Origin of the sequence: Stieleria magnilauensis, from assembly GCA_007753675.1 — a bacterium.
Classification (GTDB): Bacteria; Planctomycetota; Planctomycetia; order Pirellulales; family Pirellulaceae; genus Stieleria; species Stieleria magnilauensis.
Window position 1 is genome coordinate 4131097 of record CP036432.1, and the last position, 26115, is coordinate 4157211.

At 57.9% G+C, this 26115-nt stretch carries 18 protein-coding genes; 16 read left to right on the forward strand and 2 right to left on the reverse strand.

The features are described from left to right. Positions 1 to 292 precede the first annotated feature (292 nt). The 7 genes from TBK1r_RS14580 (at position 293) to TBK1r_RS14610 (ending at position 10479) form a co-directional block, all read left to right on the forward strand. Positions 293 to 1771 carry a sulfatase gene (locus tag TBK1r_RS14580; protein WP_419581357.1) on the forward strand — a complete coding sequence of 493 codons (1479 nt, stop codon included), beginning with the start codon at positions 293 to 295 and terminating at the stop codon, positions 1769 to 1771. A 642-nt stretch (positions 1772 to 2413) separates the two neighbouring features. Then, positions 2414 to 4123 carry an IS1182 family transposase gene (locus TBK1r_RS14585; RefSeq protein WP_419581358.1) on the forward strand — a complete coding sequence of 570 codons (1710 nt, stop codon included), beginning with the start codon at positions 2414 to 2416 and terminating at the stop codon, positions 4121 to 4123. 304 nt (positions 4124 to 4427) lie between these two features. Beyond that, on the forward strand, positions 4428 to 5081 hold the full coding sequence (locus TBK1r_RS14590; protein WP_145211854.1) for a hypothetical protein: 654 nt from the start codon (positions 4428 to 4430) through the stop codon (positions 5079 to 5081). Positions 5082 to 5561: 480 nt separating this feature from the next. Further along, entirely contained in the window at positions 5562 to 6173 is a 612-nt protein-coding gene (locus tag TBK1r_RS14595; RefSeq protein WP_145211857.1) for an ECF-type sigma factor, read from the forward strand. A 192-nt stretch (positions 6174 to 6365) separates the two neighbouring features. After that, complete coding sequence (locus tag TBK1r_RS14600; protein WP_145211862.1) at positions 6366 to 6974, forward strand: RNA polymerase sigma factor; 609 nt, start codon at positions 6366 to 6368, stop codon at positions 6972 to 6974. Positions 6975 to 6984: 10 nt separating this feature from the next. Beyond that, on the forward strand, positions 6985 to 9972 hold the full coding sequence (locus TBK1r_RS14605) for an SUMF1/EgtB/PvdO family nonheme iron enzyme (protein WP_145211865.1): 2988 nt from the start codon (positions 6985 to 6987) through the stop codon (positions 9970 to 9972). Positions 9973 to 10089: 117 nt separating this feature from the next. Continuing rightward, positions 10090 to 10479: a translation initiation factor gene (locus tag TBK1r_RS14610; protein WP_145211868.1), complete on the forward strand. Its 390-nt coding sequence runs from the start codon at positions 10090 to 10092 to the stop codon at positions 10477 to 10479. 29 nt (positions 10480 to 10508) lie between these two features. On the opposite strand, the gene TBK1r_RS14615 is transcribed toward TBK1r_RS14610, so the two are convergent. After that, the gene (locus TBK1r_RS14615; protein WP_145211871.1) at positions 10509 to 10916 is read right to left on the reverse strand and encodes an FHA domain-containing protein; all 408 of its coding nucleotides are present in this window, start codon (positions 10914 to 10916) and stop codon (positions 10509 to 10511) included. A 43-nt stretch (positions 10917 to 10959) separates the two neighbouring features. Between TBK1r_RS14615 and TBK1r_RS14620 the strand changes: the two genes are divergently transcribed. Both TBK1r_RS14620 and TBK1r_RS14625 read left to right on the forward strand, forming a co-directional pair. Then, on the forward strand, positions 10960 to 11148 hold the full coding sequence (locus TBK1r_RS14620) for a hypothetical protein (protein ID WP_145211875.1): 189 nt from the start codon (positions 10960 to 10962) through the stop codon (positions 11146 to 11148). 89 nt (positions 11149 to 11237) lie between these two features. Then, complete coding sequence (locus TBK1r_RS14625) at positions 11238 to 12269, forward strand: nucleoside hydrolase (RefSeq protein ID WP_145211882.1); 1032 nt, start codon at positions 11238 to 11240, stop codon at positions 12267 to 12269. A gap of 177 nt (positions 12270 to 12446) precedes the next feature. Here TBK1r_RS14625 and TBK1r_RS14630 read toward each other — a convergent pair whose 3' ends face one another. After that, positions 12447 to 13178, reverse strand: coding sequence for a DUF7847 domain-containing protein (locus tag TBK1r_RS14630; RefSeq protein WP_145211885.1), 732 nt, complete (start codon positions 13176 to 13178; stop codon positions 12447 to 12449). 550 nt (positions 13179 to 13728) lie between these two features. Here TBK1r_RS14630 and TBK1r_RS14635 point away from each other — a divergent pair. The 7 genes from TBK1r_RS14635 (at position 13729) to TBK1r_RS14665 (ending at position 26102) form a co-directional block, all read left to right on the forward strand. After that, positions 13729 to 14901 carry an RHS repeat-associated core domain-containing protein gene (locus TBK1r_RS14635; protein ID WP_145211888.1) on the forward strand — a complete coding sequence of 391 codons (1173 nt, stop codon included), beginning with the start codon at positions 13729 to 13731 and terminating at the stop codon, positions 14899 to 14901. Positions 14902 to 14921: 20 nt separating this feature from the next. Further along, on the forward strand, positions 14922 to 15356 hold the full coding sequence (locus TBK1r_RS14640; RefSeq protein WP_145211890.1) for a hypothetical protein: 435 nt from the start codon (positions 14922 to 14924) through the stop codon (positions 15354 to 15356). A 1259-nt stretch (positions 15357 to 16615) separates the two neighbouring features. After that, positions 16616 to 18661: a hypothetical protein gene (locus TBK1r_RS14645; protein WP_419580357.1), complete on the forward strand. Its 2046-nt coding sequence runs from the start codon at positions 16616 to 16618 to the stop codon at positions 18659 to 18661. Between the two features lie 291 nt (positions 18662 to 18952). Continuing rightward, positions 18953 to 19933, forward strand: a complete 981-nt coding sequence (xerC, locus tag TBK1r_RS14650; protein ID WP_145211896.1) for a site-specific tyrosine recombinase XerC — start codon at positions 18953 to 18955, stop codon at positions 19931 to 19933. 25 nt (positions 19934 to 19958) lie between these two features. Further along, positions 19959 to 21023, forward strand: a complete 1065-nt coding sequence (locus tag TBK1r_RS14655) for an RHS repeat domain-containing protein (RefSeq protein ID WP_145211898.1) — start codon at positions 19959 to 19961, stop codon at positions 21021 to 21023. 1798 nt (positions 21024 to 22821) lie between these two features. Continuing rightward, positions 22822 to 24864, forward strand: a complete 2043-nt coding sequence (locus tag TBK1r_RS14660; RefSeq protein ID WP_145211901.1) for a hypothetical protein — start codon at positions 22822 to 22824, stop codon at positions 24862 to 24864. A gap of 281 nt (positions 24865 to 25145) precedes the next feature. Then, complete coding sequence (locus TBK1r_RS14665) at positions 25146 to 26102, forward strand: tyrosine-type recombinase/integrase (RefSeq protein WP_145211904.1); 957 nt, start codon at positions 25146 to 25148, stop codon at positions 26100 to 26102. Positions 26103 to 26115: the final 13 nt, after the last annotated feature.

The following is a 26115-nucleotide window of genomic DNA, read 5'->3' on the forward strand; positions in this document are numbered from 1 at the left end:
TGGACGAGGCGACGAGTCCTCCGCAATGGACGAGGCGACGAGTCCTCTGTAGTGGACGAGGCGACGAGTCCTCCGCAATGGACGAGGCGACGAGTCCTCTGCAGTGGACGAGGCGACGAGTCCTCTGCAGTGGGCGTATTGGCGGAGGACTCGTCGCCTCGTCCACTACCCGAAAATTGAGCTGACATAGAATACGAGTGCTCGGTCAGCTTTTAAGCTGACCGAGCCCGAGGGCGCTGCGCCCGTTTCACGTCACCAACACGACCCGAATTTTCCACCGCCGATGTCCTTCATGCCCCGATTTTTTGCCGTTCTGATCGGTTGCGTTTTCGCAACGAGCGCCCTGTCCGATCCAAACATTCACGCCAAGTCTCCCAACGTCGTCTTTTTCTTGGTCGACGACTTGGGATTTATGGATGTGGGTGTCAACAATCCCAAATCGTTCTACGAGACGCCCAACATCGATCGACTTGCCGATCGCGGAACCAATTTCACCGACGGCTATGCCGCCAACCCGGTTTGTTCCCCGACGCGATACAGCATTCTGACCGGGCGGTACCCGACACGGGCCGATGCCACCAACTTCTTTTCCGGCAAACGCCCCGGACGTTTTTTGCCCGCGGTGCTAAACGACCACATGCCGCTGAGCGAGGTCACGATGGCCGAAGCGTTCAAGCAACACGGCTACCACACGATGTTTGCCGGAAAATGGCACCTCGGGCCGAGCGAGGAGTTCTGGCCGCCCCGACAAGGGTTTGACTTGAACTTCGGCGGTTACAGTCGAGGCGGACCGTATGGCGGAAAACGGTACTTTTCTCCCTACGGCAACCCGCGACTGACCGACGGCCCCGATGGAGAACACTTGCCGATCCGCTTGGCGCAAGAAACCGCCAACTTCATCGCCCAAAACAAAGCCGATCCGTGCTTTGCGTACCTCGCCTTTTACAGCGTTCACACCCCGTTGCTGGCTCCCAAGGCGTTGGTGAAAAAGTACCAGGAGAAAGCCAAACGCTTGGGTTTGGATACCCAAGAAGCGTTTGCCGATGAAGAACAGGTTTGGCCCAACGCCAAACAACCACGTCGCGTCCGAACGCTGCAAGCCCACGCGACCTACGCCGCCATGGTCGAGTCGATGGACCGTGCCGTGGGCATCGTCATCGATCGGCTCGAAGCCTTGGACTTGATGGACGAGACCATCATTTGTTTGACCAGCGACAACGGCGGGCTGTCCACCTCGGAAGGTTCCCCGACCAGCAACTTGCCACTTCGCGGCGGCAAGGGATGGGTTTACGAAGGCGGGATCCGTGAAGCGTTCATGATCCACGCCCCGATGATCAAGGACGCACCAAAATCATGCAGCGTCCCCGTCGTCAGCACCGACTTCTATCCGACACTGCTGGAACTGGCCGGTTTGCCCCCATTGCCTCAACAACACCTCGACGGCGTTTCACTGGTGCCGCTGCTCAAAGGGGAAAAGAATCTGGAACGCGATGCCTTGTATTGGCACTACCCGCACTACAGCAACCAAGGCGGATTCCCGGGCGGAGCGATTCGGATGGGTGACTGGAAGTTGGTCGAGCGTTACGAGGACGGCAAGGTTCATCTTTACAACTTGGCCGAAGACGTCGGCGAGCAAAACGATCTCGCCGATCAACACCCCGAACGAGTCGCAGCGATGCGCGAACAACTGCATCGCTGGTACCAAGACGTCGACGCCAAATTCCTGCGCCCCAAAGACAACGGCCCGATGCCCTGGCAGCCTACGCAGTGAAGCATTGATTCCCTGCGTTTTACGAGGTGTAACCCTCAGGGCGCAAGCCCTCCGGTTCCCCGTTGCAGGACACGGAGCAAGAGATTGAAAATTGCAAAATGAAAACTTCCAATTGCAAATTTGCATTTTTCATTTTTCATTTTTCATTTTTCATTTTTCAATTTCCAATTTCCAATTTCCAATTTCCAATCTTCCGTCCGTCCACCTTCCTCACAACCCATCCTGTCTCGGCTGAAGCGAGGCCGAGCGGTGACGATATCAAAAGGGAGCGAAGTCGCGTAAACCGAACAGAGTGTCAACACCAACGTTTTAGCGATCCAGCGCAAGCCCAATACCGCTCAATCGACAAGGTTTTGACCAGCGCAGGGCCCGTAGGCTCGCGCCAAACGGCTGATCATCAATTGATACCAGCCGGTTCGCGCCAGCGCGAGCGGCGCCCCTCAATGTCGATTGAGCGGTGTTGGCGGCAGGGCGCAAGCCCTCCGGTTCCTCATCGTTACCGAAACACCGGAGGGCTCGCGGCCTGTCGGTTTAGTGTATCCACAAAACGAGGGGACGTGGCTTAGTAGGCATCGTCACGATGTTTGCTATTCTTGGCGGATCGTCGTCGCGATTCACTTCTCACGCAGGGAGGCTTGCCCAGTGAGCCAGAGACAACCCAAGACCAGCTATTGGCAGGAAGCTCCTACACCACGCGGGCAACTGGTCCTCATTCCCACCGCCCTGGAGGAACTCATCCCTCAGGATCATCCCGTTCGCTTGGTCGACGAGATCCTCGATCAGATGGACTGGACTGATTGGGAGGCGGCCTACAACGGCGGATTCGGTCAGCCGCCGATCCATCCCAGCGTAATGGCAAAGATCCTGCTGTTTGCCATGATTCGGCGAATCCGATCCAGCCGGAACATTGAATACGAACTCAAGCATTCGATCGATTTTATCTGGCTCAGCAGCGGTCGCCGCATCGATCACAGCACGATCAGCGACTTCCGCCGAAACAATAGTGATGCAGTCAAAGGCATCTTCAAACAAATGGTCAAGCTGGCGATCAACCTGGGGATCGCCAATCTCTCGGAACTGTGCATCGACGGCACACGCATCCTGGCTGACGCCAACAAATACAAGACTTGGACGGCCAAACGATTAGCCAAAGCACTCGAAGAACTTGACGCGCAAATTGATGAGGCCCTGGAAACCTTCGAAGTCAACGACGCATGCGACGAAGATCTCATCGGCCAGGACGTTTCGGCGGACCGCCTCCCCGCCGCCGTCGCCAACTTGAAGTCACGCCGCTCACAACTGGCCGCTCATCTGGAGACGGTCAATGCGATGGACGAAGTCCGCAGGAAAAATGGGACGAAGGGCCCCGCCCAGTTACCCAAGACTGACACGGACAGTCGCATTCTTCCCAATAAGGAGGGTGGTTACGCAGCCAACTTTACTCCGATGGCGACGACCGAAACGCAGAGCGGCCTGATCGTTGCGGCGGACGTCTTGATCGGCAACGTCGAACACCACGAATTTGCCACCATCGTCGACTGTGTGGCCAACGACTTTGGAATTGACATTAAGCGAGTCATGGCTGACTCGGCTTACACGACGGGCAAAAACCTCACTGCGGCTGAGGAAAAACAGATCGAACTGATTGGCCCGCTTGCCGAAACCAATCGCGAGAACAACTCTGCCGAGCGTTCGGATTTGACTGAGCCCGTTGCCGCCGATCAGATTGGTCAGTTGCCGGTTAATCCACAAACCAAACGATTTGACAAAGCAGCGTTTGTGTACGACGAAGCGAACGACTGCTATTACTGCCCGGCAGGCAAAGTGCTTTCACATCGGATGACCGAGAACACGACGCATGGCGACGGCTCTCCGGTGCAGCGAAAGGTTTACACCTGTTTTGAATGCGAGGGCTGCACGCTGGCTGGGCGTTGTCGCAAGAACGTGAAGCCAAAAGACGAGGCAAGCAGCAGCGAGGCATCGTCCCAGGAGTCCAGCGAAGCGACCTCGTCGGACAAGCGAGCGGGCAAGCGACGTGGTCGCAAGCCTGGCCCGCCACGTGGTCGCGAGACGATGCATGATGAGCATGAAGGAGCGCGACGTCGGCAGCGTGCGCGAATGGAAACGCCTGCAGCCAAAGAGGCTTACTCTCGTCGTCAGCATTTCGGTGAAACGCCTTTCGCCGTGATCAAGAGCACGCTTGATATGCGGCGATTCCTGCTTCGAGGTATCGCAGGTGTGAATCAAGAATGGCGCTGGGCGGCGACCGGATTCAATCTGAAGAAAATCATGAGTTACTTGGCGAAGCTGCGCGCCGCCGCGGCGACACAAGCGCTCGGAACAGCAAACTAGGGGAGATAGGGGGCATTTCGAACGAAATCCGCCACAAGCGAACGCCACGATCCCGTCAACACGCTTACCAACGACTCTGGATGCCCCGCATAGCACCATAAAAGCCTCGTCCGGAACCAAAATCGAATCAACCGTCCCCAGGAACTAAATCGACAGGCCGCTCGCGCCCTACCGCTAAGAAATGCTTTCCACGTTACGTGGCGCTCCCGCTCCGTCGGCTAACCATCGGTGGGCTCAGGAATCATTTCATCACCCCGCCAGTGACAGCCCGTCTCCCTTTTCCCGATCATCGAAAAAGAATCCCATGTCAACAGCACGCCTGCTCGCCGCCCTACTCGCAATCGCCATTGGTCCAACCGAATTGCTCCACGCCGCCGAACCACCATTCGATGTCGCCCCGCAAAACAGCGATCTGGTGGTGGATCAAACGTTCGACGGGCCGCTCGGTGACAAGTGGCACATCAACACCGGATCATGGACGGTGGCCGACGGCGTGCTGCAGGCGAAGGAATTGCCGGCCGACAAACATGCCGCCGCGGCCCGCTACACCGTCCAGACCGACAATGCCGTCTACCAATTGGGTTTCAAAATCTCCGACGGCACCAAGGCCTTTCATTTCGGATTCGATCCGGCCAAGGGAGAACTGGACAAGAAGGGGCATCTGTTCTCGGTCATCGTGTCGCCCACCGGCTGGCGGATCATGAAGCACGTTGACAAGAATCGCCCCCAGGAAGATCCCAACGAGGTGCTCGCGTCCTCGGACACCGCGGTCGAAACGGATCGATGGCATCGAATGCGTGTAACGACTTGGGGACCATACGTGACGGCGACTCTGGACCAAACGCAGCTCAAGGCGTCACACCCGACATTTGGGGTGAAGAAGCCGACGCTCGTCTTCCGTTGCGCCGGGGACGGTGTCCAGATCGACGACGTCAAGGTATGGAACCAACGCAAGTGACGACATTCGGGACGCGGGGGTCGGGATGCGGGATCCATTTAAAAAAGCCAGCGATGGGGATCCCATCATGAGTGGGGCAAACTCATGCGGGCCACCATCGCTGGCTGGATCGATTGTGCGATGTCTGTCAACATTATAAGAGTTCAGCAGCAGCCTCCGCCACCAAATTCTTCCGGCCACCGAGAAGGGAAACCCAGGAAAACGCTGGTCGGCTCAGGCCCCTGCAATCTCGCCGACGGGCGCAAACACACCCGTCCAATCTACATCTCCCGGCGCCCCGCGTTTTCCCCTCATTGAATTCATCGAAAATCCAAGAATTAAATCTGACGCCGTGCCGTCCCTTGATCAGCCGTCGTCAAATTGATCCTCGCCACCGGCCCGCGACGATCGCAATCAGTTTCCGCAGCAGCGAAATGCGCTCCCGAACTGCAGAACCCAGTGCACAAAACCCAGCAAGCAAAACCCGGTACACTGTTTTCCATGCCCTGTGACCAGAAAGACGACAGCGATCAAGACAGTGTTTCGGAGTGGATCGCCGACATGAAACGAGGCGACTCGTTGGCCGTCGCGTCGTTATGGGAGCGTTATTTCGAGCGGATCTGCCAATTGGCGGACAAAAAGCTTGCCGGAGCGTCTCGCAGCTTTGTTGACGAACATGACCTCGCCATCGGGGCGATGCGGGCGATTTGGGAAGGCGCTCAAAAGGGCCGATTTCGACGATTACAGAATCGAGAGGACCTTTGGCAACTGTTGGTCGTGATCACCAAACGCAAAGCGGCCAACGTGCATCGCGATCAACATGCGTTGAAACAACGTCGCGGCCGCAGGAGCGACTTTCACCCCAGCATTTTGCTGGACTTCGTCGAACTGATCGAATCGCCGCCGACCGAAACGCTGATCGACCAGATCCCGCTATCCTGCCGGGAATTGCTCTCGCGGCTCAATGAGCGAGATCGCGGGATCGCCTTGATGCGTCTGGCGGGGCATTCGAACCGAGAAATCGCCGTCGAGCAGAATTGCAGTGTCGCGACGGTGGAGCGTCACTTGCGGAACATCCGCGAGGTCTGGTCGGATCACGATCCGAGTTTATGACCGCCGCGCCGGCAGGCCGCCAGCCGGCCGCCAGCCGAAGCGTTTCAGCCCGTTTCTCGGCAATAAAGTTTGCAGAGATGCCATTTGGCGGGTATCTTAAAAGCCCCGAAAACAGGTGCTTACTTATCCATCGATCGAGCTATCCAGGCGACTCGAACGACTTCACCGCGGCGGGTTGAGGGAACCAGGTTGATGAGCACATCGGTCAACGCGGGCTATTCGACGGGATCTGCAGCGACTGCCAGCGGACTGATCCGTCAGTTATGCGAGGAAGACCCGCAGGCATGGGCGAGGTTCGCCGATCTCTACGCACCGATGGTGTATCGCTGGTCGCGCCGCGCGAACCTGCAGATGGCTGAGGCCAGGGATCTGACCGTGGAGGTCTTTCGGGTGGTCTCCACGCGGCTGTCCACGTTTACGCCCACCGGTGTTACCGGCAGCTTTCGCGCCTGGCTGTGGGGAATCAATCGCCAAGTCTTACGTCGGCATTTCGAACGCCTGCAGACGGAACTTGGTGATCAAGCCGATCCGACGGCGGACGTTTGGCGGTGCAACGTACCGGAGATGCTCCGTTGCGACGTGCCGCCCGACGAAGAGGAAGTGAGAAAGGGGCTGGTGTTCCGAACGCTTCGTATGATCCGCGATGACTTTGAAGAGACGACGTGGCAAGCATTTTGGCGGACCACGATCGAGAATCAATCGGCAACGGATGTCGGACGCGACTTGGCGATGACCGCGACAGCCGTTCGCCTAGCAACGTATCGCGTCTTGTGTCGGATGCGTGAAGAAATGATGGAATGAGCGACGCCCGATGACCGCTCCCGATGATTCCGCAGAAGAATTCGATCGCGAACTCTCCTTGCTTCGCGAGTTGAGCGACTGGGAGGGTGATCCGTTTGAACTGGAAACCGGCTGCATCGAATCGGTCTCCAAAGTGCGGTCGTTATCCACCAAGCATGACGATGCCGAAGACGCAGAGGTCGCGACAGACATCAGTGACGCCGTCGGGGATTCGCTTCCCTCCTTGAAGATCGGTCCGTATCGATTGCTGGGCAATCTTGGACAGGGAGGCATGGGGCGTGTTTTCAAGGCGCGGCACGAACGTCTCGATCGCATCGTCGCACTCAAGGTGCTGACCGCATCAAAACAAGAACGATCGGCGATCAAGCGACGGTTTCGCCGCGAGATGAAGGCACTCGGCAAGATCAGTCATCCCAACATCGTCGCAGCGACCGATGGCGGCGTCCGCGACGGTATCCAATTTCTAGCCATGGAACTCGTCGACGGGGTGACGTTTTCCCAGCTGCTGCGTTATTGCCGACCGCTGGCGATCCCGGACGCGTGCGAACTGGCTCGACAAACCGCGATCGGCTTGGCAGCGGCGCACGAGGCCGGACTGATTCATCGCGATATCAAACCGTCCAACCTGATGCTGGCGTTGGATCACGAGGGCGCCCCCGTGGTCAAGATTCTGGACTTGGGGTTGGCCTCGATCTGTGACCCCGACGCCGACCGTGACGAGTTGACCGCGACCGGCCAAGTGATCGGAACCCTGGAGTTTATGTCGCCCGAACAGGGGCTCAACAGTCGCGACGTCGATTATCGCGCCGATATCTATTCACTCGGTGCGACACTGACAAAGTTGCTCTGTGGCAGGACGCCGAGCAAAGCGAGCGCTAACAAGACAGCCGTCGAGCGGGCGGTCGCGTTGACCACGCAGGACGCGCCCTCGATTTCAACGATGCGAGATGACCTGCCGCCACAACTGGTCGCGCTGATCGATCAGATGGTCCGCCGGCTGCCGGAACAGCGGCCGGCAGATCTGAACGAAGTCGCGAATCGATTGCAGCCCTTCGCCCAGGATCATCGGCTTGCCGAATTGCTCGTCGCCTGTCCCAAGCCGAGCATGTCATCGACCAGGCCGATCAGCGAGGTGGAGCGGATCGGACCGGCCAGCGACGTGCATCCCGCCACGGTCAGTCTTCACCGCTCGCCATCTCACTTGCCAGACCGCGGGGACCGACAGGCCACGTTTGTCCTCCGTCGCTGGCCTTTCCTGCTCGCAATCCCGCTTGTTGTGGTACTCGCCTGGGTTGGCCTTGTCGGCAACCCCTTCCACCGGGTCGATCCCCACGCCGCTGTGATTTCGGGCGGAGAATCACCGCCGCAAACGCAGCCACCGGAGACATCGCAGGAAGCCGTGCCGACGGACTGGACGGCGTGGAACCTCTCGTCCAACTTGATCGCCTATTGGCCGATTGATGCCGACGACGAAAACCGGTTGGCCGACCGATCGGGAAACGGACACGATGTCATTGACGTTTCGAACGAACGGTTGACCCTTCGCGACGCCGCGCCATTGCCCGGCGACCGTGCGTCGTTGGACATTGTTTCGACCGCCGAGCCGATCTCCGTGAAGTCGGATGGCAGCTTGTTCAATGACGAGACGACGGTGGGGTTTTGGATCAAACGGAAGCAGTTCGTCTTCGATGTGGTGCCGATCCTGCACTACGCAACTCCGACCGGCATGTTCTCAATCAGCATGACCGGCAAGACTTCGCCGCGGCCGGGTAAAATCATCGTCGAGGGCTTCAGTGAATCCGTCCAAGATTCAAGCCCTCAAGCATTGAGATCAGACATTGACGCGTTCTGGCATCACATCGCCGTCGCGAAGGACGGGACCAAATTGCGGCTGTACGTCGACGGCCGACTGGTCGATTCCGCCGGTTTGGACAACTCACGTCGGCCCGAAGATGCGTCCCTGATCCTCGGCGCCCAAGTCGAACGCAAACACGTTTCGATCTTGATGGACGAATTGATTGTGTTGGATCGTGCACTCGAGGTCGACGAAATTGCCTACGTGACGCAACATCGCCTTCCGCCCAAGCCGTTGCTCGCGCCCCTGTCGCAGCCGAAGGTACACAACATCCGGCGTCAATGGGCCAGTCATCTGGGTGTGGATGAGTCGACGAACAATTCGATCGGGATGAAGCTTTGCCTGGTGCCGGCCGGTGAATTCACGATGGGCACCGGTCCAGATGAACTGGAGCAACTGGCGGTCCAAGACAAACGCAAAAACATGCGAGAGCGTTATCTGACCGAAACGCCGGCACACCGCGTTCGAGTGTCGCTGCCGATGTACGTCGGCGCGATGGAAGTCACACAATCGCAATACCAAGCGGTGATGGGCGAAAACCCGGCATCGTTCTCGGCCGCCGGAGAAAAACGGCAACGGGTCGAGGGAGTGGACACCGGCGATTATCCCGTGGAGTCGGTCAGCTGGTTCGACGCGATCGAGTTTTGCAATCGACTCAGTCAGCTGGAAGGGTTGAACCCTTGCTACGACATCCGTGGTGTCGAGGTCAAAGTGCTGCCGGGAAACGGCTACCGGCTGCCGACCGAGGCGGAATGGGAGTATGTCTGTCGCGCGGGAACGGACACGCCATGGTCGTACGGCGAACAAGACTTCCAACAGTCTTCGTGGGTCGTCGCAAACGCGGGCGAGCAGCCCCAGCCGGTGGCACAGCTTGGCCCCAATCCGCTGGGGTTGCACGACATGCACGGCAACGTCTTCGAATGGTGCTTTGATTTTTATGATCAAACCACCTACTCCACATGCTGTGCCGACCTAGGGATCGACCCGGCCGGGCCGGACACCGGCACACGCCGCGTGTTCCGCGGGGGAAGCTGGTGGCAACGCCGCCCCAATTCCCGATCGGCGTTTCGCGGCCACCACTTCCCGCATTTCCAGTCCCACGAGCACGGGTTTCGCGTCGTCCGGCAAATCGCGTCACCGTAGCGAAGCGTGCCAACGGCTTGTCGCTGAAATCCCTCCGGGTCATGCGGCGACTCACACGCCGTGCTGGTATAGTGCGTCTTTCATCCCCACTCTTCGAAATTCAGTTCTTCCATCGCGATGACAAGGCTCTTTGCAGGCACCCCGTTTGATATTCCTCCCGAGTGTGAGGATTGCGGCAAACCAGAATCCGAATGCATTTGTACGCCGGAAGAAAAGGCACAAGCGGAAGCGAAACGCCAACGCGACGCCGACCGATTGCCGCCAGAAAAACAGACCGCCCGCATCAGTGTTCAAAAACGCAAGGGCGGCCGCAAGGCAACCGTCGTCGAAGGCTTGACCGCCAAGGCGAACGACCTGGCGGACGTGTTGACTCGATTACAAGCCGCCTGCGGCAGCGGCGGGACGGTCAAACCCAAAGAAGACCTGATCGAAATTCAAGGCGACCACGCCGACACCGTTCGCAAAACGCTTGCCGGAATCGGATTCAAAGTGAAACCGACTCGGTAACGCGACGTCGTGCCTGACCGCTTTCAGCGTCACCCCACGTCTTCGGTCGGCGGAATGATTTTCACCGGTTGGGTTTCTCCCAGATCATAGACTTCCAGATCGAAGGCGGACTCGGGCTCGTCGATTTGGTCGATCGCTTCGTCGGTCATTTCCACACGCAACGTGATCACACCGATCTTGACTTCGCTGCCCGGCAGCAGCACCGCCTTTTCGACGCGTCGATCATCAACGTAAACCCCGTTCTTGGATCCCAGATCGCGGACCACGAGCGATCCGTAGGGGTCGATCAGGAACTGGCAGTGTTTGCGGCTGATCGAACCGTCGCTGAGCGTGATCTCGGCCGTCGGACAGCGACCGATGGTCACCGGAGGGGAAAGGACCCACTGTTGTCGGTCGATGCCGCTGGCAGTGTCGACCCAAACGAACTTGTAATTCATCGGCAGCGTTCCAAGAAAGAGAAGAGAAGAAGGATCCGCCTGAATGTTCTCGAAAACAAATTTACACCATGGCGCGCCCGGCGTCGAATTCAGTGGCGCCAGAAAATTCACGGACGCCGAAAATCGCGACTCGCTGCCGCCCGACTCGCTGCCGCCCGACTCGCTGCCGCCCGACTCGCTCGACGCCCCTCCCGCGCGACGCCCCTCCCGCCCGACGGTGGCGGCGGACTGATGTGGCGGTAGACCCCGTTTCGTTTCCGAGTAGATTGGTCGTCCGCGCTGGCATTTCCCTCCCCTCCCCCCCGTTCACGACAAGAATTCATGAAAACCGCTTGGTCCTCCCTTCCCGCCTGGGGCGTGTTGTTGTTTCTGATCCTGATCCCCGATGTGTCGCGAGGTGACCAACCGGTTTCGGTGATCTTTGACACCGACATCACCGGAGATGTGGACGACGTGCTGGCGCTGGCGATGCTGCACACGTTGGCCGATCGTGGCGAATGCACCATCACCGCGGTGACGGTTTCGAAGATCAATCCGTTGGCCGCACCGTTCGTCGACGCGGTCAACACGTTCTACGGACGGCCCGATCTGCCCATCGGGGTGACACGTGATGCCCAGCACCGTGACAGCAAGTACCTGGATCTGGTCGAAGAAAAAGAGGGTGACACGTTCCGCTATCCCCACGACCTTCTCTCCGGCGACGACGCACCAGACGCAGTGACGGTGCTGCGTCAAACGCTGTCCGCCGCCGCCGATCAAAGCGTCGCGTTGGTGCAGGTCGGCTTGGCGGCCAACCTCGCCGATCTGATCGAGTCGCCGCCGGATTCGATCAGCCCACTCTCGGGCATCGAACTGGTGCGCCGCAAAGTGCGTTTGGTTTCGGTGATGGCCGGTGCGTTTCGACCGGTCCGCGGCAACACCCATTTCTTGGAGGCGAACGTCCGCAACGGGATCGGGTCGATGCAGCGGTTCGCTCGGCAATGGCCCGCCGACGTGCCAGTGGTCTGGAGCGACTTTCTGATCGGCATTGCCGCGCCCTATCCCCGCGAAAGTATCGCCCGAGACTTTCGGTATCGGGACCACCACATCGTGCCCGAAGCCTATTTGTTGCACAGCGGCCCCGACCACGATCGCCCCACTTGGGACCTGACCAGTGTCTTGTACGCCGTGCGACCCGACGACCAATACTTCGGCCTATCCGAACGCGGCACGGTCGCGGTCGACGACGACGGCTTCACCCGATTCACGCCCGACCCGCAGGGACGTGACCGCTACCTGACGATGAACCCCATCCAGACCGCACGGGTCATCGAAGTCCAGCGTGCGCTCGTCAGCCAACCGCCGAGAGATTGATCGAGCTGTCCTCCCGTTCTCTCGCACCGTCGGTCGTCGTGCCGTTTCGGCGTCACCCTCCTGGCAGGAGGGTCGAGCGAAGCGAGGGGAGGTCGAACGGTCAATCGCGGTGTTCACTTCGCCGGCCAGGATCGCGTCCCGGGCCGCAACGCCCCCCCACAATGATCAAACACCTAATCACTGCACGACTGCGTCGGTGGTACCCGCTGCGGGTCCAGTTGACGAAGTCTCCTTTGCCACTGCCTCCCAGTAGAACAGGAACATAACGATCTGGATGATGGCATAGACGATGTCCAAGAAGCAGTCCAGGACAACCGATGTGGCCATGGTGTCCAACTGCGGATAGAAATCGACTGGAAGGTAGATCGCGACCGACAGGAACATGTAAGGGACGAAGAACAGAATCGCGGCAAAGAAAATCTGCCAACGCATGCCGACGGTCAACTCCGTGCTTCTGACCCTGGCAGAATGAGCGTCGGCATCGTCCAGCACAACCGCTGAGTCCAACAGGGCGTAACGCACTTGCAAGACGATTCCGGGGATAATGAGGACAAGGAAACCCAGTGTGACGATCAAGCCGGCGACCAACCGAGCAGCGAACAGTCGCCCCCAGTTGCGAATCCCCACCCCGATCGCCTCCGAATAACCTGCGTACTCTCCGCGTTTCAATTTCCACAGCACATGGATCATCGCACCGATGTAGACCGGACCAAAAATCCCTTCGATCCACATCGTACTCCGCATCAAATCGACAATCTCGTCCTCGCTGTAGACATAGTAGGCGAGGTAATTGATCAGCAGATTCCCAGGCAGCCAAACGGTCAGAATGATCGCGCTAAACAACACAAGATGGTTGGAGAGAAGCCGGCACGCTTCACCAAATTTTCCGATCAGGCTGGTTTGATGCATCGTCGAAAAATGACTCAACGCGCTCGCGTCTGACGCAGGTGTCGCGTAGGGATTCACAGAAGGCGGGGGCCGGTCATTCGAAGTCATCTTGATCTCTGGAACAGGGTCTGGAGCCTTGTCGGTCGACGGGGTAGTTCGCGAATGTTGACTTAGGCGTTTTCGATTCACGGTTGGACATCCTCTTGAATATCCAGACCGCATCATGTTGATGCCGTCGGAGCAATGTATCATGCGTTGAACCACCGAGCCAATGGTGCGCTCCAACCTGACAAAACAAGATCGCCCCCGCAACCGAACCTCGTTTGCATAAAGGACCGATGCCCTTTGGTCTTGTCCCGAACCGGTTCCCCCGATCCGCTCCAGCCTCCAATTTTCCTACCCCAAAATCTTCCTACCTCCTCTGGTCACCAAAGCCGAACACCCGATAACTCGCGACACGAACAGCGACAACATGCTGTCGAGCATCCGTTAGACTGGGGCAGCGACCGGCAAGCTCAGCGACGGCTGGGACGACCACAAAAACAAGACCAGTGAGAGTATCACCGGAACGATGAGTGGCTACGGATTCGATGTGATAACGAGCGGCACCGACGACGTGTTCTACCAATGGGACGCACTCGGTCGCCGCGTCGCACGCGGCGACGGCACGACGGTCAGCATCGATGTCCAAAATGGCCAGCCAACGATCGCAGACGACACGTCCGGAACCGCAGCGACCAGCCCGACCTACACCACCGCCTACGCGAACTCCCTCGACGAACCGGTCGTGCGTGACAGCACCGGCGGCGTGCGACACTACCATCGCGGCCAACAGTACAGTGTCAACGCACTGACCGATTCGAGTGGAGCGATCAAGGAACGGTACGCGTATGATGCCTACGGCAGTCTCTCGATCTTCGACGCCAGCGGCACGGCACGTACGCCAACTGCCGAAGGCAACCGGTACACCTACACCGGTCGCGAGTACGACGACGTCCTTGACCTCTACCACTACCGCGCCCGCATGTACGATTCGATTGCGGGACGGTTTTTGAGTCGTGATCCGATTGGGTTCGAAGGTGGCCAGTGGAGCCTGTACATGTATGTTGGTGGGATGCCAACCAACGCCGCTGACCCCAGTGGATTGCAGATCAGGTTCTTTCCACCGGAAGGAGATCCACGAAATGAGAACAGTAGGTTGCCGGGATTTCACGTAGCTGACAAACCTGGGTGGTTCAGGATCGTATGCCACGGTGGCTGCCACCTGGATGATGTAAGTGAGTTTTCACCCAAAAAACCAAATCCAAATTGGACGCCAGACGGAGGAGGCGGACCCGCATATATTCCCATCCCGGTAAATGAAATGTGCGCAAAAATCTTGTCGCACCCTTCTTATAAGCCCGGTTGCAAGGTCGAAATCATTGCTTGTCAGGTGGGACGAGGGGATTACGGCGAACGGTTGGCCGAGTGCTTGGGAGGCGGTTCTGATGTTTACACCTACCCAGAAAGCATCAACCCCGTAGGCAATAGCTTTTACTGCAACAACTCACCCCAGGAACCCGAAGACCTCTATGCCCCGGATTCCGGAGGAAACAAGCCACCAGTCATTTCACCTGGGCTATCGGATCTAGAAGCATGCTACGCGAGGTGCGATCGAACTTTTCCCGGATTAACGAATTGGGTTCTTCGCAGCATATGCAAAGCAAAGTACTGTGACGTTCGTTACGGAAATGGAAGCCTATGACCCATGCAGTCAACTGAAACATGCGATTCTCTATCAAAACTGTGGTGGTTGCAGTCCTTATGGCTGCTTTAGCAATGTCACATTTCGTGCTCCAAGCGAAACTACGAATGCAAATCCGTGCGTTCGAAGAGAAAGAGGAAGAACGCGAAAGCCTTGAGGACCCACTGGAAAGGCAACTAGTCGACTCGCTCACTACCGGCGACTTACTTGGGACGAATCCATATTATATGATTCTTGTGGATAAGGTCGTGACACCAGCCAATCCGGAAATGTTTAACGGCTGGGCGAAAATGTTAGCCGAACTCGACGATTCTTCTCCGTCCGCTTTTGTGGACTGTGAATTCCACTTGTTTCGTTTTCGAGAGGGCAGGGACTACACAATCTTTGCCGTTATCGTGCGAGAGGATAGGTGTGTAAAGGTAATGTGGATAGGAGCAGAGATAAAACCCGTCTGAGTTGACGCGCTCAGCAATTTTCCGTCAGTGACCAAGCCAAAGGGGGCCATTACCTTTCCGATTAACCTGCCCGGTGGGCAGGATGCCCGCCGTCTTTGGGCACGATGCCGACTAAGAAAAAGGGTCAGGAGCCGAATTGGCAGGATAGGCAACCTGACGACTACGGACGCATCAAAGGGGGCGGGGGTTGAACCCCGCAAATGCAGCGGCGGACGATTGATGTGATCACAGGACCGAGTTGACTTCCGCCGCAATGGGAGGCCGCTTGGTCTTGCCACAAGACCGACCGCGCACCTTCGGACATGAAAGAACGCCGAAGGCACGGCGGGTAGGATGCCCGTCGACTGAAACCCGTCGGGGACAGGATGTCCGTCGGAGAACGATGGCAGGAAGCGGGAGCACAGTTTCAGGTTTCAAGTTCCAGGTTCCAAGTTGAAAGAGAAGAAGTTGGAAGTTGGAAAACGTGAGCGGGCCATCCTTCGCCGACCGGAGTGAGGGAGGGATCGACCGAGCGGAGCCGACGGTTGACGGAGGTGGTGACAGCGACCGAAGGATGAGGGTAGCGCCGAGCGCGAGCGAGCAGCACCGACGCCGAGGGCGGAGCCCGATCAGAACAGTGCGAGGCAGGATGCCGAGCTCCTTATCAAGAAGGGCGAAAGTGACCGCGACGAGCGACAGCGACGTAAGCCGGGAACGAGACGCTCGGTCAACCTTCAACCGACAGCTTGTCTGTTCGGCCAAAGCCCTCAGCGAATCACCGACAGGCTCCCCGGCAGTCACGGGCGCATCAATCTCCGGCGCACGCGACTTCACGCAAAAGGCCGACGCCTCACTCTTCCCATACGTTTTTTGGCTTTCGCCGATTTCGGACTGACGCCGTCACCCGTGACCGTCCGGTGGCAGTCCGAGAGAAGGCGAGAGTCAAAAAACCAAAGTGCGATCGTTAACACCAAGTGCGTTGACTTTAACGATTGATCCCGAAGCGGTTTTCTACTTTCGCAGCGGTTGGCCGATCGACACGCTTGACAGTGAGCGGAAGCTGTCGCGTCATGGAGGGCCGGCCGATCCGTGAGCCCCTGAGCCACGTTTCACCATCGCACCGTCAAGGCTCTCGACCGCCAACGACAGCCGACAGGTGCGCAGCTTTCGCGGACCCGACCGGCAAACCGCCGACACCTCTCCCCGCGATCTCTACCAGATTCAAAGCACCCAGCATGGGCCGGGCCACCGGTCTGCGCGCACCCAACGGAGCCGACACAATGAACGAAGACTTCCTCAACGCGATCATCGAAAACCCATTCAAGGCTGTCGCCGAATTCTATGCTTCATGCTTGAAGGAAAGCGAGCGAGCCATGGCGTACGTCAATGACGAACTTCATCTCACCAACGAACAAGCGACCGAACAACAAGTCGGATTTGCCGATCGAACACTCGGCAAGCAGATCCCGCAGCGACGTATCAAGCGTGGTCGTGAAGTCCGCGACGCGCTCGTCAACGCCGGCCTCTACAAGGCCAACGGACGAGAAACAATGCGTGGCCGTGTCACGGTTTCGATCACCGACAACGAAGGCAGCATCGTCGGCTTGCGTGGCTACAAGATCGATGCGCATGCAAGCGGTCCCGACGTGATCGTTGTTGGCGAAGAAGTCAAGACACTGTCCACGAATCACACCAATGACACGAATGAAGACAGTGCCACCGACACCAAGCCTAAGCCGACAACCCAAGACGAGAACGAACTGATCATCGAAGACAATCAAATCATCTTCATCCGCGATGATCGCCGCTATCGCATTCGCGGTCTTGAAAAGAACAAGTCGACGCTGACACTCAAGGTCAACCTGATGGCTTCGCGCGATGACCTCGTTCACATGGACACGCTTGATCTTGTCAAGGCCCGATCACGAACGTCGTTTATCAAGGCTACCGCGACGGAACTCTACACCGATGCGGACATCATCAAAAAAGACATTGGCACGTTGCTGCTGAAACTCGAAGCGTTGCAGTCCGATCGCATCGCGGCGTTGAAACAACCGACACGCGTCGAAGTGGAGCTCAGCGATGAAGAACAACGCGAAGCGTTGGGTCTGCTTCGCTCGCCCAACCTGCTCGAACGCATCGTTGCCGACATGGATGCCTGCGGGATCGTCGGCGAATCCACCAACAAGCTCGCCGGCTATCTGGCCGCGACCAGCCGCAAGCTTGCCAAACCACTCGCCATTGTGATCCAGTCATCATCCAGTGCCGGCAAGACATCGCTGATGGACGCGGTGCTTTCGATGATGCCAAGCGAAGACGTCAACCGCTTCAGCGGCATGACCGGTCAGTCGTTGTTCTACCTTGACAGCGACAGCATCAAACACAAGATCCTAGCCATCGCCGAAGACGAAGGCATCCGTCAAGCATCTTACGCGCTGAAGCTGCTTCAAAGCGAAGGCGAACTGCGTCACGCCACGGTCGGCCGCGGCGAAGATGGCCGCAGTCAAACCCAAGAGCACCACGTCGAAGGCCCCACGCAAATCTTCCTCACGACAACAGCCCTCGACATCGACGAAGAACTGATCAATCGGTGCCTGATCTTGACTGTCGATGAATCGCGCAATCAGACCGACGCGATCCAAAACATCCAACGCGATGCGCGCGCAGCCGTGCTCAGTCAATCCAACGAACTCAAACGCAACATTCGCGAGCTGCATAAAAACGCACAACGACTGATCCGTCCGCTCACGATCGTCAATCCCTACGCGCCCCAGCTGACCTTCGCCAACTACAAAACCAGGCTTCGCCGTGATCACGAAAAGTATCTCACGCTGATCGACACAATCGCCCTGCTGCATCAACACGGCCGCGAAGTCAAAACCGTTGACCACAACGATCAATCGATCGAGTACATTGAAGTCACCCAAAATGACATCGCCGTTGCCAACGGCATCGCGGGTCTGGTTCTCGGGCGCAGCCTTGATGAACTCGCACCACAGACTCGCAATCTACTCGGCCTGCTCAACGACTACGTCACCGACACGGCCAAAGCGAACGCGGTTCCCCGCGACGCAGTCCGCTTCACGCGTCGCGACATCCGTGAAGCAACCGCGATCGGCAACAGCCAATTGAGCATTCACTTAAACCGTCTTGTCGATCTCGAATACGTCCACGTTCATCGCGGCAAAAACGGTCAGCGATACGTCTACGAGCTGCTCTACTGCGGCGAAGGCCGCGAGGGTCAACCGTTTATGATGGGACTGATCGATCCCAGCAAGCTCACCGAACCTGCAACTACAACCAAAACCTTCCGGGCCACCAAGTAAGCTTCCGGCCCTAGCCAAAACCTGCCGCCCTGCTTTCCGGCGGCTTCCACCGACCTTCAACCCGCTTCCGATTCACCCAAGTCGTTGTACCGCAACGACCTAGCCTCTCTGGCGTCAAACCTGATGCCAAAACCTCGCAAGGCCCCCTTATTGAAAGCCTTGTCATAGCTGCATCGCCGCGTTGGTGATGCCGTCTTCTTCGGCCGAGTGACGTTCACCCGACCGCTTTCACCCCGATCGAGCACGCCCGGCTACCGGTGCGCGCCGATCACAACCAAAGGATGCAAATCCATGTCCCAAGTTCCTCTTCCCACCGTCCTGCTGTCTCGCTACTTCAGTTATCTCAAGATGAACAACTGGTCGACCAACACCCTCTCGCGCCGCGACTATGTCTTGAACAAGTTCATTAGCTGGTCAAGCGAACGCGGAATCGACACGGTGACTGAGATCACATCCGATCTACTCGCTGCTTACCGACGTTGGCTTTATCACTATCGCAACGAGCGTACCGGCAAGCCACTCAAGTTCTGCACTCAAGCAAGTTATCTCTCAACGGTCGCGCACTGGCTCGGTTGGCTCAATGAACAAGGCTGGATTGAAACTGACCCATCAACAAATCTCGAACTGCCTAAAGAAGAACAACGCTTACCGTCATCGCATCTGACGATCGATGAAATCGAAGCGCTGCTCAGTTCCGTCGATCTCACAACACCAACCGGTCTTCGCGACCGCGCAATCTTGGAACTGTTATATGCCACCGGCATGCGACGCGCGGAGTTGATCGCACTGAAGCTTGACGACATCAACCACGAGTCTGGTCTTGCCATGATCCGCCAAGGCAAAGGCCGCAAGGACCGCGTGGTCCCCACCGGCAAGCGTGCCCTCCAGTGGCTGATGAAATACCTTCACGACGGCCGTCCTGCGCTGATCGCTGAAGACACGCAAGTGATCTTCTTAACGACCCGCGGCAACGCGTTCCACCCCGTCACGCTCAGTCAGCTCGTCAGAAGCTACCTGACCGCGTCCGGCATCACGAAGCCGGGCAGTTGTCACATGCTTCGTCACACGACGGCCACGCTGATGCTCGAAGGCGGCGCGGATCTGCGTTCGATTCAAACGCTCTTGGGTCACGAGCAGCTCAACACGACGCAAATCTACACCCACGTCTCGATCAAACGCCTCCGCGAAGTCCACGACAAAACCCATCCGGGATCCAAGGACCGACCACCGCAATCAGATCCCAACAAGTCCGACGACAAACCCACCGAGTAGTCGATCGATCCACTACAATATCGGGATGCTCTGTCATCGATCATCCCGCCGCCAAAACCTTCGCCAACGTCTCGCGCGCACCCGCGCGCGAGGCGTGAAACCGTGCGCCGATTTAAATTCAAACCGTAGCTGCAAAACGCTTCGTCAACCAACTTGCTCGCCCGGCAAATCACGCCCTGAAAACGACAGGCCATCTATCAAGTTCACGGTTCGCTATCTCCGCGGCCAACAGTACAGCATCAACGCACTGACCGATTCGAGCGGGACGATCAAGGAACGGTACGCTTATGACGCGTACGGCGGTCTGTCGATCTTCGACGCTGCTGGAACCGCACGTACGACGACGGCCGAAGGTAACCGCTACACGTACACCGGACGCGAGTACGACGACGTTCTCGACCTGTACCACCATCGCGCCCGCATGTACGACTCGATCGCTGGACGGTTCTGCTCCAGAGACCCGATTGGCTTCATGGGGAGCCCGTTTAACCTGTATGAGTACGTTAGTGCGATGCCCCTCTCGGCGCGGGATCCGTCTGGACTTGTTGGCCCTGGCGACGGCGGAGCCGGTGGCTGGCCGGGGGACCCGTTCATTGATCCAAAGCGACCGAGGCCATCATTGCCAGACGTTCCAGCCGGTGGTGCGGGCTGCATGGCGATCGCCGTTCCAATTGCTGTTGTTGAGCCGACACCCTGCGGTGAAGCTGCTCTCGTGGTAATCGTCTGGGTCACTGCGGTCGTCTGCGACAAGGCCCAAACACAACGAAGAACGACTCGGTTGCCAAAACCACCTGGAAGGCCATTCAAATTTCGCAACCCGTTCCGATCGCCGAGGGTCGATCCTGGGTATCCGCCTCCGAATCCTCCTGACCGTGACGACGATAAGGAAAAGAGGTGTCCGGAAGGTGAGTGTTGGTGTTGCGTTAATCAAACCTATCCTATGGATCCAAACCCCGGTTCAGTGAAGTCGTGTTCGTGCCGAGACGCCGAAGATTGCTGGCTGGATGGTGATACTTGCAGCCCTTACGATCAAGAAATCGACAAGCCGGCGAGACCAGACCCCAACAACCCACCACCATGGGGAAACTAATTAATGGAAGAGCCCGACCCGTTGCTTTCTGACTATCTTCGTCGCCTTGCGGCGAAACATGGACCGACACGGCGTTGGGCGGCGATTTACGCTGGGTCGTACCACAAAGAAGACTGTGCTTTGCTAGTTAAGGGGCTATCCGACTTGGTCGTCCGGGAATGCAAGGACTCGGAAGGCCAAGTTCTAGCCGGGATTCATAGAGATATCGTTTGCCGATCACTAGACTCAATAGGCAATATCATAGTTCAGAGCGCGTTTGAGTTGTCGCAATTCGATCGGCGTTGGTTAATCGAAGCGATGGAGGAGGCTGTTGGAGCAGATCTTGACGAGGTAGACGCTAGCGTTATTCAGCTATGGGAGAGGTCTGGGGTTTCATCTAAAAGAATCGTGGATTCCCTTCGCCGATCCAGCACTCGACTCATCCCAACTTGGCAAGAACGATTGAATCGTCTACTGATCGAATCAAATCGTTCCCGACTCTCTGATGATTGAGCAACGCGAGATCAAAGGGGGCGGGGGTATTTTTTGGGGACCGAATCTAAGGGAACACGCCTCTTTGATGAGCGAGGGAAGCGGTTGACTTGCTTTCGATGCCGCCGCAAGGCGGCGTTTACATTTTCAGCGGCGGACGATTGATGCCAACACAGGACCGAGTCTCGTTCCGCCGCAATCGATGGTTGCAAGACCTTGCTGTTCGCGCTGACGGTCACGATAACCGCCGCCTGTCTTCGGCACGATGCCGGACCGCGCACCTTCGGGCACGAAAGAACGCCGAAGGTACGGCGGGTAGGATGCCCGTCGCATGAAACCCGTCGGGGACAGGATGTCCGTCGGAGAACGATGGCAGGAAGCGGGAGGCAAGAGAGGGAGACACGGAGAGGGGGAGACAAGGAGAGTGGGAGTGATGATGATGGTGGTTTGATGGAGCGGGCCATCGTTCGGCGACCGGAGTGAGGGAGGGATCGACCGAGCGGAGCCGGCGGTTGACGGAGGCTGATGACAGCGACCGAAGGATGAGGGTAGCGCCGAGCGCGAGCGAGCACCACCGACGCCGAGGGCGGAGCCCGATAAGAACAGTGCGAGGCAAGATGCCGAGCTCCGTATCAAGAATTGCGAAAGTGACCGCGACGAGCGACAGCGACGTAAGCCGGGAACGAGACACTCGGCAAACCCTCAACCGACAGCTTGTCTGTTCGGCCAAAGCCCTCTGCGAATCACCGACAGGCTCCCCGGCAATCACGGGCGTGGCATCCAAACCGTTGGTGTCCAGCCTTTAGGCGCCTCTTCACGACGCCTCCGGCGCTCGACCGACCGGACGAGGATCGGCTGAAGCCTAGACACCAACGGCACATACCCACCTACTCTCCCCCTACGTTTTTTGGCTTTCGCCGAGCCGGACTGACGCCGTCATCCGTGACCCTCCGGTGGCAGTCCGAGAGAAGGCGAGAGGCGAAAAACGCCCACGTGCGATCGTTAACACCAAGTGCGTTGACTTTAACGATTGATATCGAGGCGGTTTCCTACTTTTGAATCGGCTGGCGGATTGACCTGTTGACACGCAGCTGAATCTGTCGCGTCATCAAGGGCCGACCGTTCCGAAAGCGTTTCATTGCACTTTCACCGTCGCATCCTCAAGGCCACGCAACCGACGACGCCAGCCTTGATGGGCGCAGATTCAGCGGACCCGATCGGCAAACCGCCGACACCTCTCCCCGCCGATCTTTCCCAAAAACAATCCCTAGAGCAAGGGCCGGGCCACCGGTCTGCGCGTATCCAACCAACCCACAGAGATCAAACCATGAACGACGACTTTTTGAACGCGATTCTCGCCGACCCGATCAAGGCCATCGCCGAATTCTACGCTTCATGCTTGAATGGAAGTGACCGCGCGAAAGCCTATGTCAACGACGAACTGCACCTGACCAATGAACAAGCGACCGAACAACAAGTCGGATTTGCCGACCGAACACTTGGAAAGCAGATCCCACAGCGCCGCATCAAGCGTGGCCGCGAAGTCCGTGACGCGCTCGTCGAAGCCGGCCTCTACAAAGCCAACGGACGCGAAACAATGCGTGGCCGTGTCACGGTTTCGATTCTTGACAACGACGGCAACGTGATTGGGCTACGTGGTTACAAGATCGATGCGCACGCCGATGGACCCGACGTGATCGTAGTCGGTGATGAAGTTGAAGCACTGTCCACGAATGACGACAGTAACAACGAGAAGGACTCAGCGCCAGCACAACAGTTCGACAACGAACTGATCCTCGAAGACAATCAAACCACCTTCATCCGCGACGATCGACGCTATCGCATCCGCGGTCTTGAAAAGAATAAGTCGACGCTGACACTCAAGGTCAACTTGATGGCTTCGCGCGAAGACCTCGTTCACATGGACACGCTCGATCTTGTGAAGGCGCGCTCGCGAACATCGTTCATCAAGGCTACCGCAACCGAACTCTACACCGATGCGGACATCATCAAAAAAGACATCGGCACGTTGCTGCTCAAACTCGAAGCCTTGCAGTCTGATCGCATCGCGGCACTAAAACAACCGGTGCGAATCGAAGTCAAGCTCAGCGACGAAGAGCAACGCGAAGCGTTAGCTCTGCTTCGCTCTCCCAACCTCCTCGAACGGATCGTCGCCGACATGGACGCTTGCGGCATCGTCGGCGAGTCCACCAACAAGCTCGCGGGATACCTGGCCGCAACCAGTCGCAAGCTTGCCAAGCCGCTCGCCATTGTCATTCAATCATCATCGTCGGCCGGCAAGACATCTCTGATGGACGCAGTCCTCTCGATGATGCCATCCGAGGATGTCAACCGCTTCAGTGGCATGACCGGCCAGTCGTTGTTCTACCTCGACAGCGACTCAATCCGTCACAAGATCCTGGCGATCGCCGAAGACGAAGGCATCCGCCAAGCAAGCTATGCATTGAAACTACTGCAAAGCGAAGGCGAGCTGCGTCACGCCACGGTCGGCCGCGGCGAAGACGGTCGTAGCCAAACCCAAGAACACCACGTCGAAGGCCCTACGCAAATCTTCCTCACCACAACCGCGCTCGACATCGATGAAGAACTGATCAATCGTTGCTTGATCTTGACCGTAGATGAATCCAAATCACAGACTGATGCAATCCAGTCGAAGCAACGTGAATCGTTCACGCATGACTTCACCGAACATGGCTACCTTGCCGGTCAGTTGAAACGCCTTCATCAAAACGCTCAGCGGTTGCTGCGTCCCGTCGAGGTTTTCAACCCGTTCGCGACGCAGCTGACGTTCCCCAATCACAAAACACGCATGCGGCGCGATCACATCAAGTATCTGACGCTGATCAACACCATCGCGTTCCTGCACCAGCACCTGCGGACGATTCATTCGGCACAACAAGGCGACATCTCGACCGAGTTCATCAACGTCGAGCCCGGTGATATCGCAATCGCCAACGGCATCGCGGGTGAAGTCCTCGGACGCAGTCTGGATGAACTCGCGCCGCAGACGCGAAACCTGCTCGGCAGACTGCATGACTTCGTCGACTCGAACTCACGATCGATCGGGCTTCCGCGGGACGCATTCCGGTTCACCCGCCGCGATGTCAGGGAAGCGATCCACTGGAGCGATTCGCAAATCCAAAAGCATCTTGGTCGGCTTGTCGATCTGGAATACGTGCTCGTTCACCGTGGTCGCAACGGCCAACGCTACGTCTACGAACTGCTTTACGGTGGGGAGGGACGCGAAGGCCAACCGTTCCTGATGGGGCTGATCGATCCGGCGAAACTCAAGACACCTGCAACTACAACCAAAACCTCGACCCCCTTGGTCGAAACCTCAACCCCCTGAGCAAGCAAGCTCAACCCCGGCTCTGTCGCCGCTCTGCGGTCGCTTCACCCCACCTCGCACATCCAATAAGTCGTTGCGACGCAACGACCTAACCGCTCTGGCGGCAAACCTGGCGTCAAAACCTCGCAAGGCCCCCTCATTGAAAGCCTTGCCATAGCTGCATCGCCGTGATCAGTGATGCCGTCTTCTTCGGCCGAGTGGCGTTCACCCGGCCGTTTTCACCCCGATCGAGCAGGCCCGGCTACCGGAGCGCGCCGATCACAACCCCAGGATGTAAATCCATGTCAAACGTTCCTACTCCCACCGTCCTACTGTCTCGTTACTTCAATCACCTCAAGATGAACAACTGGTCGGCCACGACCATCTCGCGGCGCGACTACGTCTTGAACAAGTTCATCACCTGGTCAAGCGAACGCGGCATCGAGTCCGTCACCGAGATCACGCCCGAGTCACTCGCAGCCTATCGCCGTTGGCTCTACCACTCCCGCAACGAACGCACCGGCAAGCCGCTGAAGTTCTGTACGCAAGCAAGCTACCTCTCAACGGTTGGTCACTGGCTCGCATGGCTGAGTGAACAAGGCTGGATCGACAGCGCTCCATCAACCGGCATCGAACTCCCCAAGGAAGAACAGCGTCTTCCATCATCGCACCTGACGATCGACGAAATCGAAACGCTACTCAGTTTAGTGGATCTCACAACGCCAACCGGCCTTCGTGACCGCGCGCTGTTGGAACTCTTTTATGCCACCGGAATGCGCCGCGCCGAGCTGATCGCACTGAAGCTCGACGACATCAACCACGAGTCCGGCCTTGCCATGATCCGTCAAGGCAAAGGCCGCAAGGATCGCGTGGTGCCGACCGGCAAGCGAGCGCTCGGATGGCTGATCAAATATCTTCACGACGGTCGCCCCGCGCTACTCGATGAAGACACGCAAGTCATCTTCCTAACGTCCCGCGGCAACGCGTTCCATCCGGTCACGCTCAGCCAACTCGTCAGAAGCTACTTGACTGCGGCGGGCATCACGAAGCCCGGCAGTTGCCACATGCTCCGCCACACGGCGGCGACGTTGATGCTCGAAGGCGGCGCGGACCTGCGCTCGATCCAAACGCTCTTGGGACACGAGCAACTCAACACGACGCAGATCTACACCCACGTGTCGATCAAACGACTCCGCGAAGTCCACGACAAAACCCATCCAGGAGCCAAGGACCGACCACCGCAAAGCGACACCGAATAGCCTGTCCATCAGT

What these genes read in the sequence shown, in the direction of transcription:
- TBK1r_RS14625 (WP_145211882.1), top strand. Translation starts at nt 11,238, where the DNA reads ATGAAAACCGCTTGGTCCTCCCTTCCCGCCTGGGGCGTGTTGTTGTTT.
- TBK1r_RS14640 (WP_145211890.1), top strand. Translation starts at nt 14,922, where the DNA reads ATGCGATTCTCTATCAAAACTGTGGTGGTTGCAGTCCTTATGGCTGCT.
- TBK1r_RS14605 (WP_145211865.1), top strand. Translation starts at nt 6,985, where the DNA reads ATGACCGCTCCCGATGATTCCGCAGAAGAATTCGATCGCGAACTCTCC.
- TBK1r_RS14665 (WP_145211904.1), top strand. Translation starts at nt 25,146, where the DNA reads ATGTCAAACGTTCCTACTCCCACCGTCCTACTGTCTCGTTACTTCAAT.
- TBK1r_RS14630 (WP_145211885.1), bottom strand. Translation starts at nt 13,178, where the DNA reads ATGCATCAAACCAGCCTGATCGGAAAATTTGGTGAAGCGTGCCGGCTT.
- TBK1r_RS14660 (WP_145211901.1), top strand. Translation starts at nt 22,822, where the DNA reads ATGAACGACGACTTTTTGAACGCGATTCTCGCCGACCCGATCAAGGCC.
- TBK1r_RS14645 (WP_419580357.1), top strand. Translation starts at nt 16,616, where the DNA reads ATGAACGAAGACTTCCTCAACGCGATCATCGAAAACCCATTCAAGGCT.
- TBK1r_RS14615 (WP_145211871.1), bottom strand. Translation starts at nt 10,916, where the DNA reads ATGAATTACAAGTTCGTTTGGGTCGACACTGCCAGCGGCATCGACCGA.
- TBK1r_RS14620 (WP_145211875.1), top strand. Translation starts at nt 10,960, where the DNA reads ATGTTCTCGAAAACAAATTTACACCATGGCGCGCCCGGCGTCGAATTC.
- TBK1r_RS14595 (WP_145211857.1), top strand. Translation starts at nt 5,562, where the DNA reads ATGCCCTGTGACCAGAAAGACGACAGCGATCAAGACAGTGTTTCGGAG.
- xerC (WP_145211896.1), top strand. Translation starts at nt 18,953, where the DNA reads ATGTCCCAAGTTCCTCTTCCCACCGTCCTGCTGTCTCGCTACTTCAGT.
- TBK1r_RS14600 (WP_145211862.1), top strand. Translation starts at nt 6,366, where the DNA reads ATGAGCACATCGGTCAACGCGGGCTATTCGACGGGATCTGCAGCGACT.
- TBK1r_RS14655 (WP_145211898.1), top strand. Translation starts at nt 19,959, where the DNA reads ATGCTCTGTCATCGATCATCCCGCCGCCAAAACCTTCGCCAACGTCTC.
- TBK1r_RS14610 (WP_145211868.1), top strand. Translation starts at nt 10,090, where the DNA reads ATGACAAGGCTCTTTGCAGGCACCCCGTTTGATATTCCTCCCGAGTGT.
- TBK1r_RS14580 (WP_419581357.1), top strand. Translation starts at nt 293, where the DNA reads ATGCCCCGATTTTTTGCCGTTCTGATCGGTTGCGTTTTCGCAACGAGC.
- TBK1r_RS14635 (WP_145211888.1), top strand. Translation starts at nt 13,729, where the DNA reads ATGAGTGGCTACGGATTCGATGTGATAACGAGCGGCACCGACGACGTG.
- TBK1r_RS14590 (WP_145211854.1), top strand. Translation starts at nt 4,428, where the DNA reads ATGTCAACAGCACGCCTGCTCGCCGCCCTACTCGCAATCGCCATTGGT.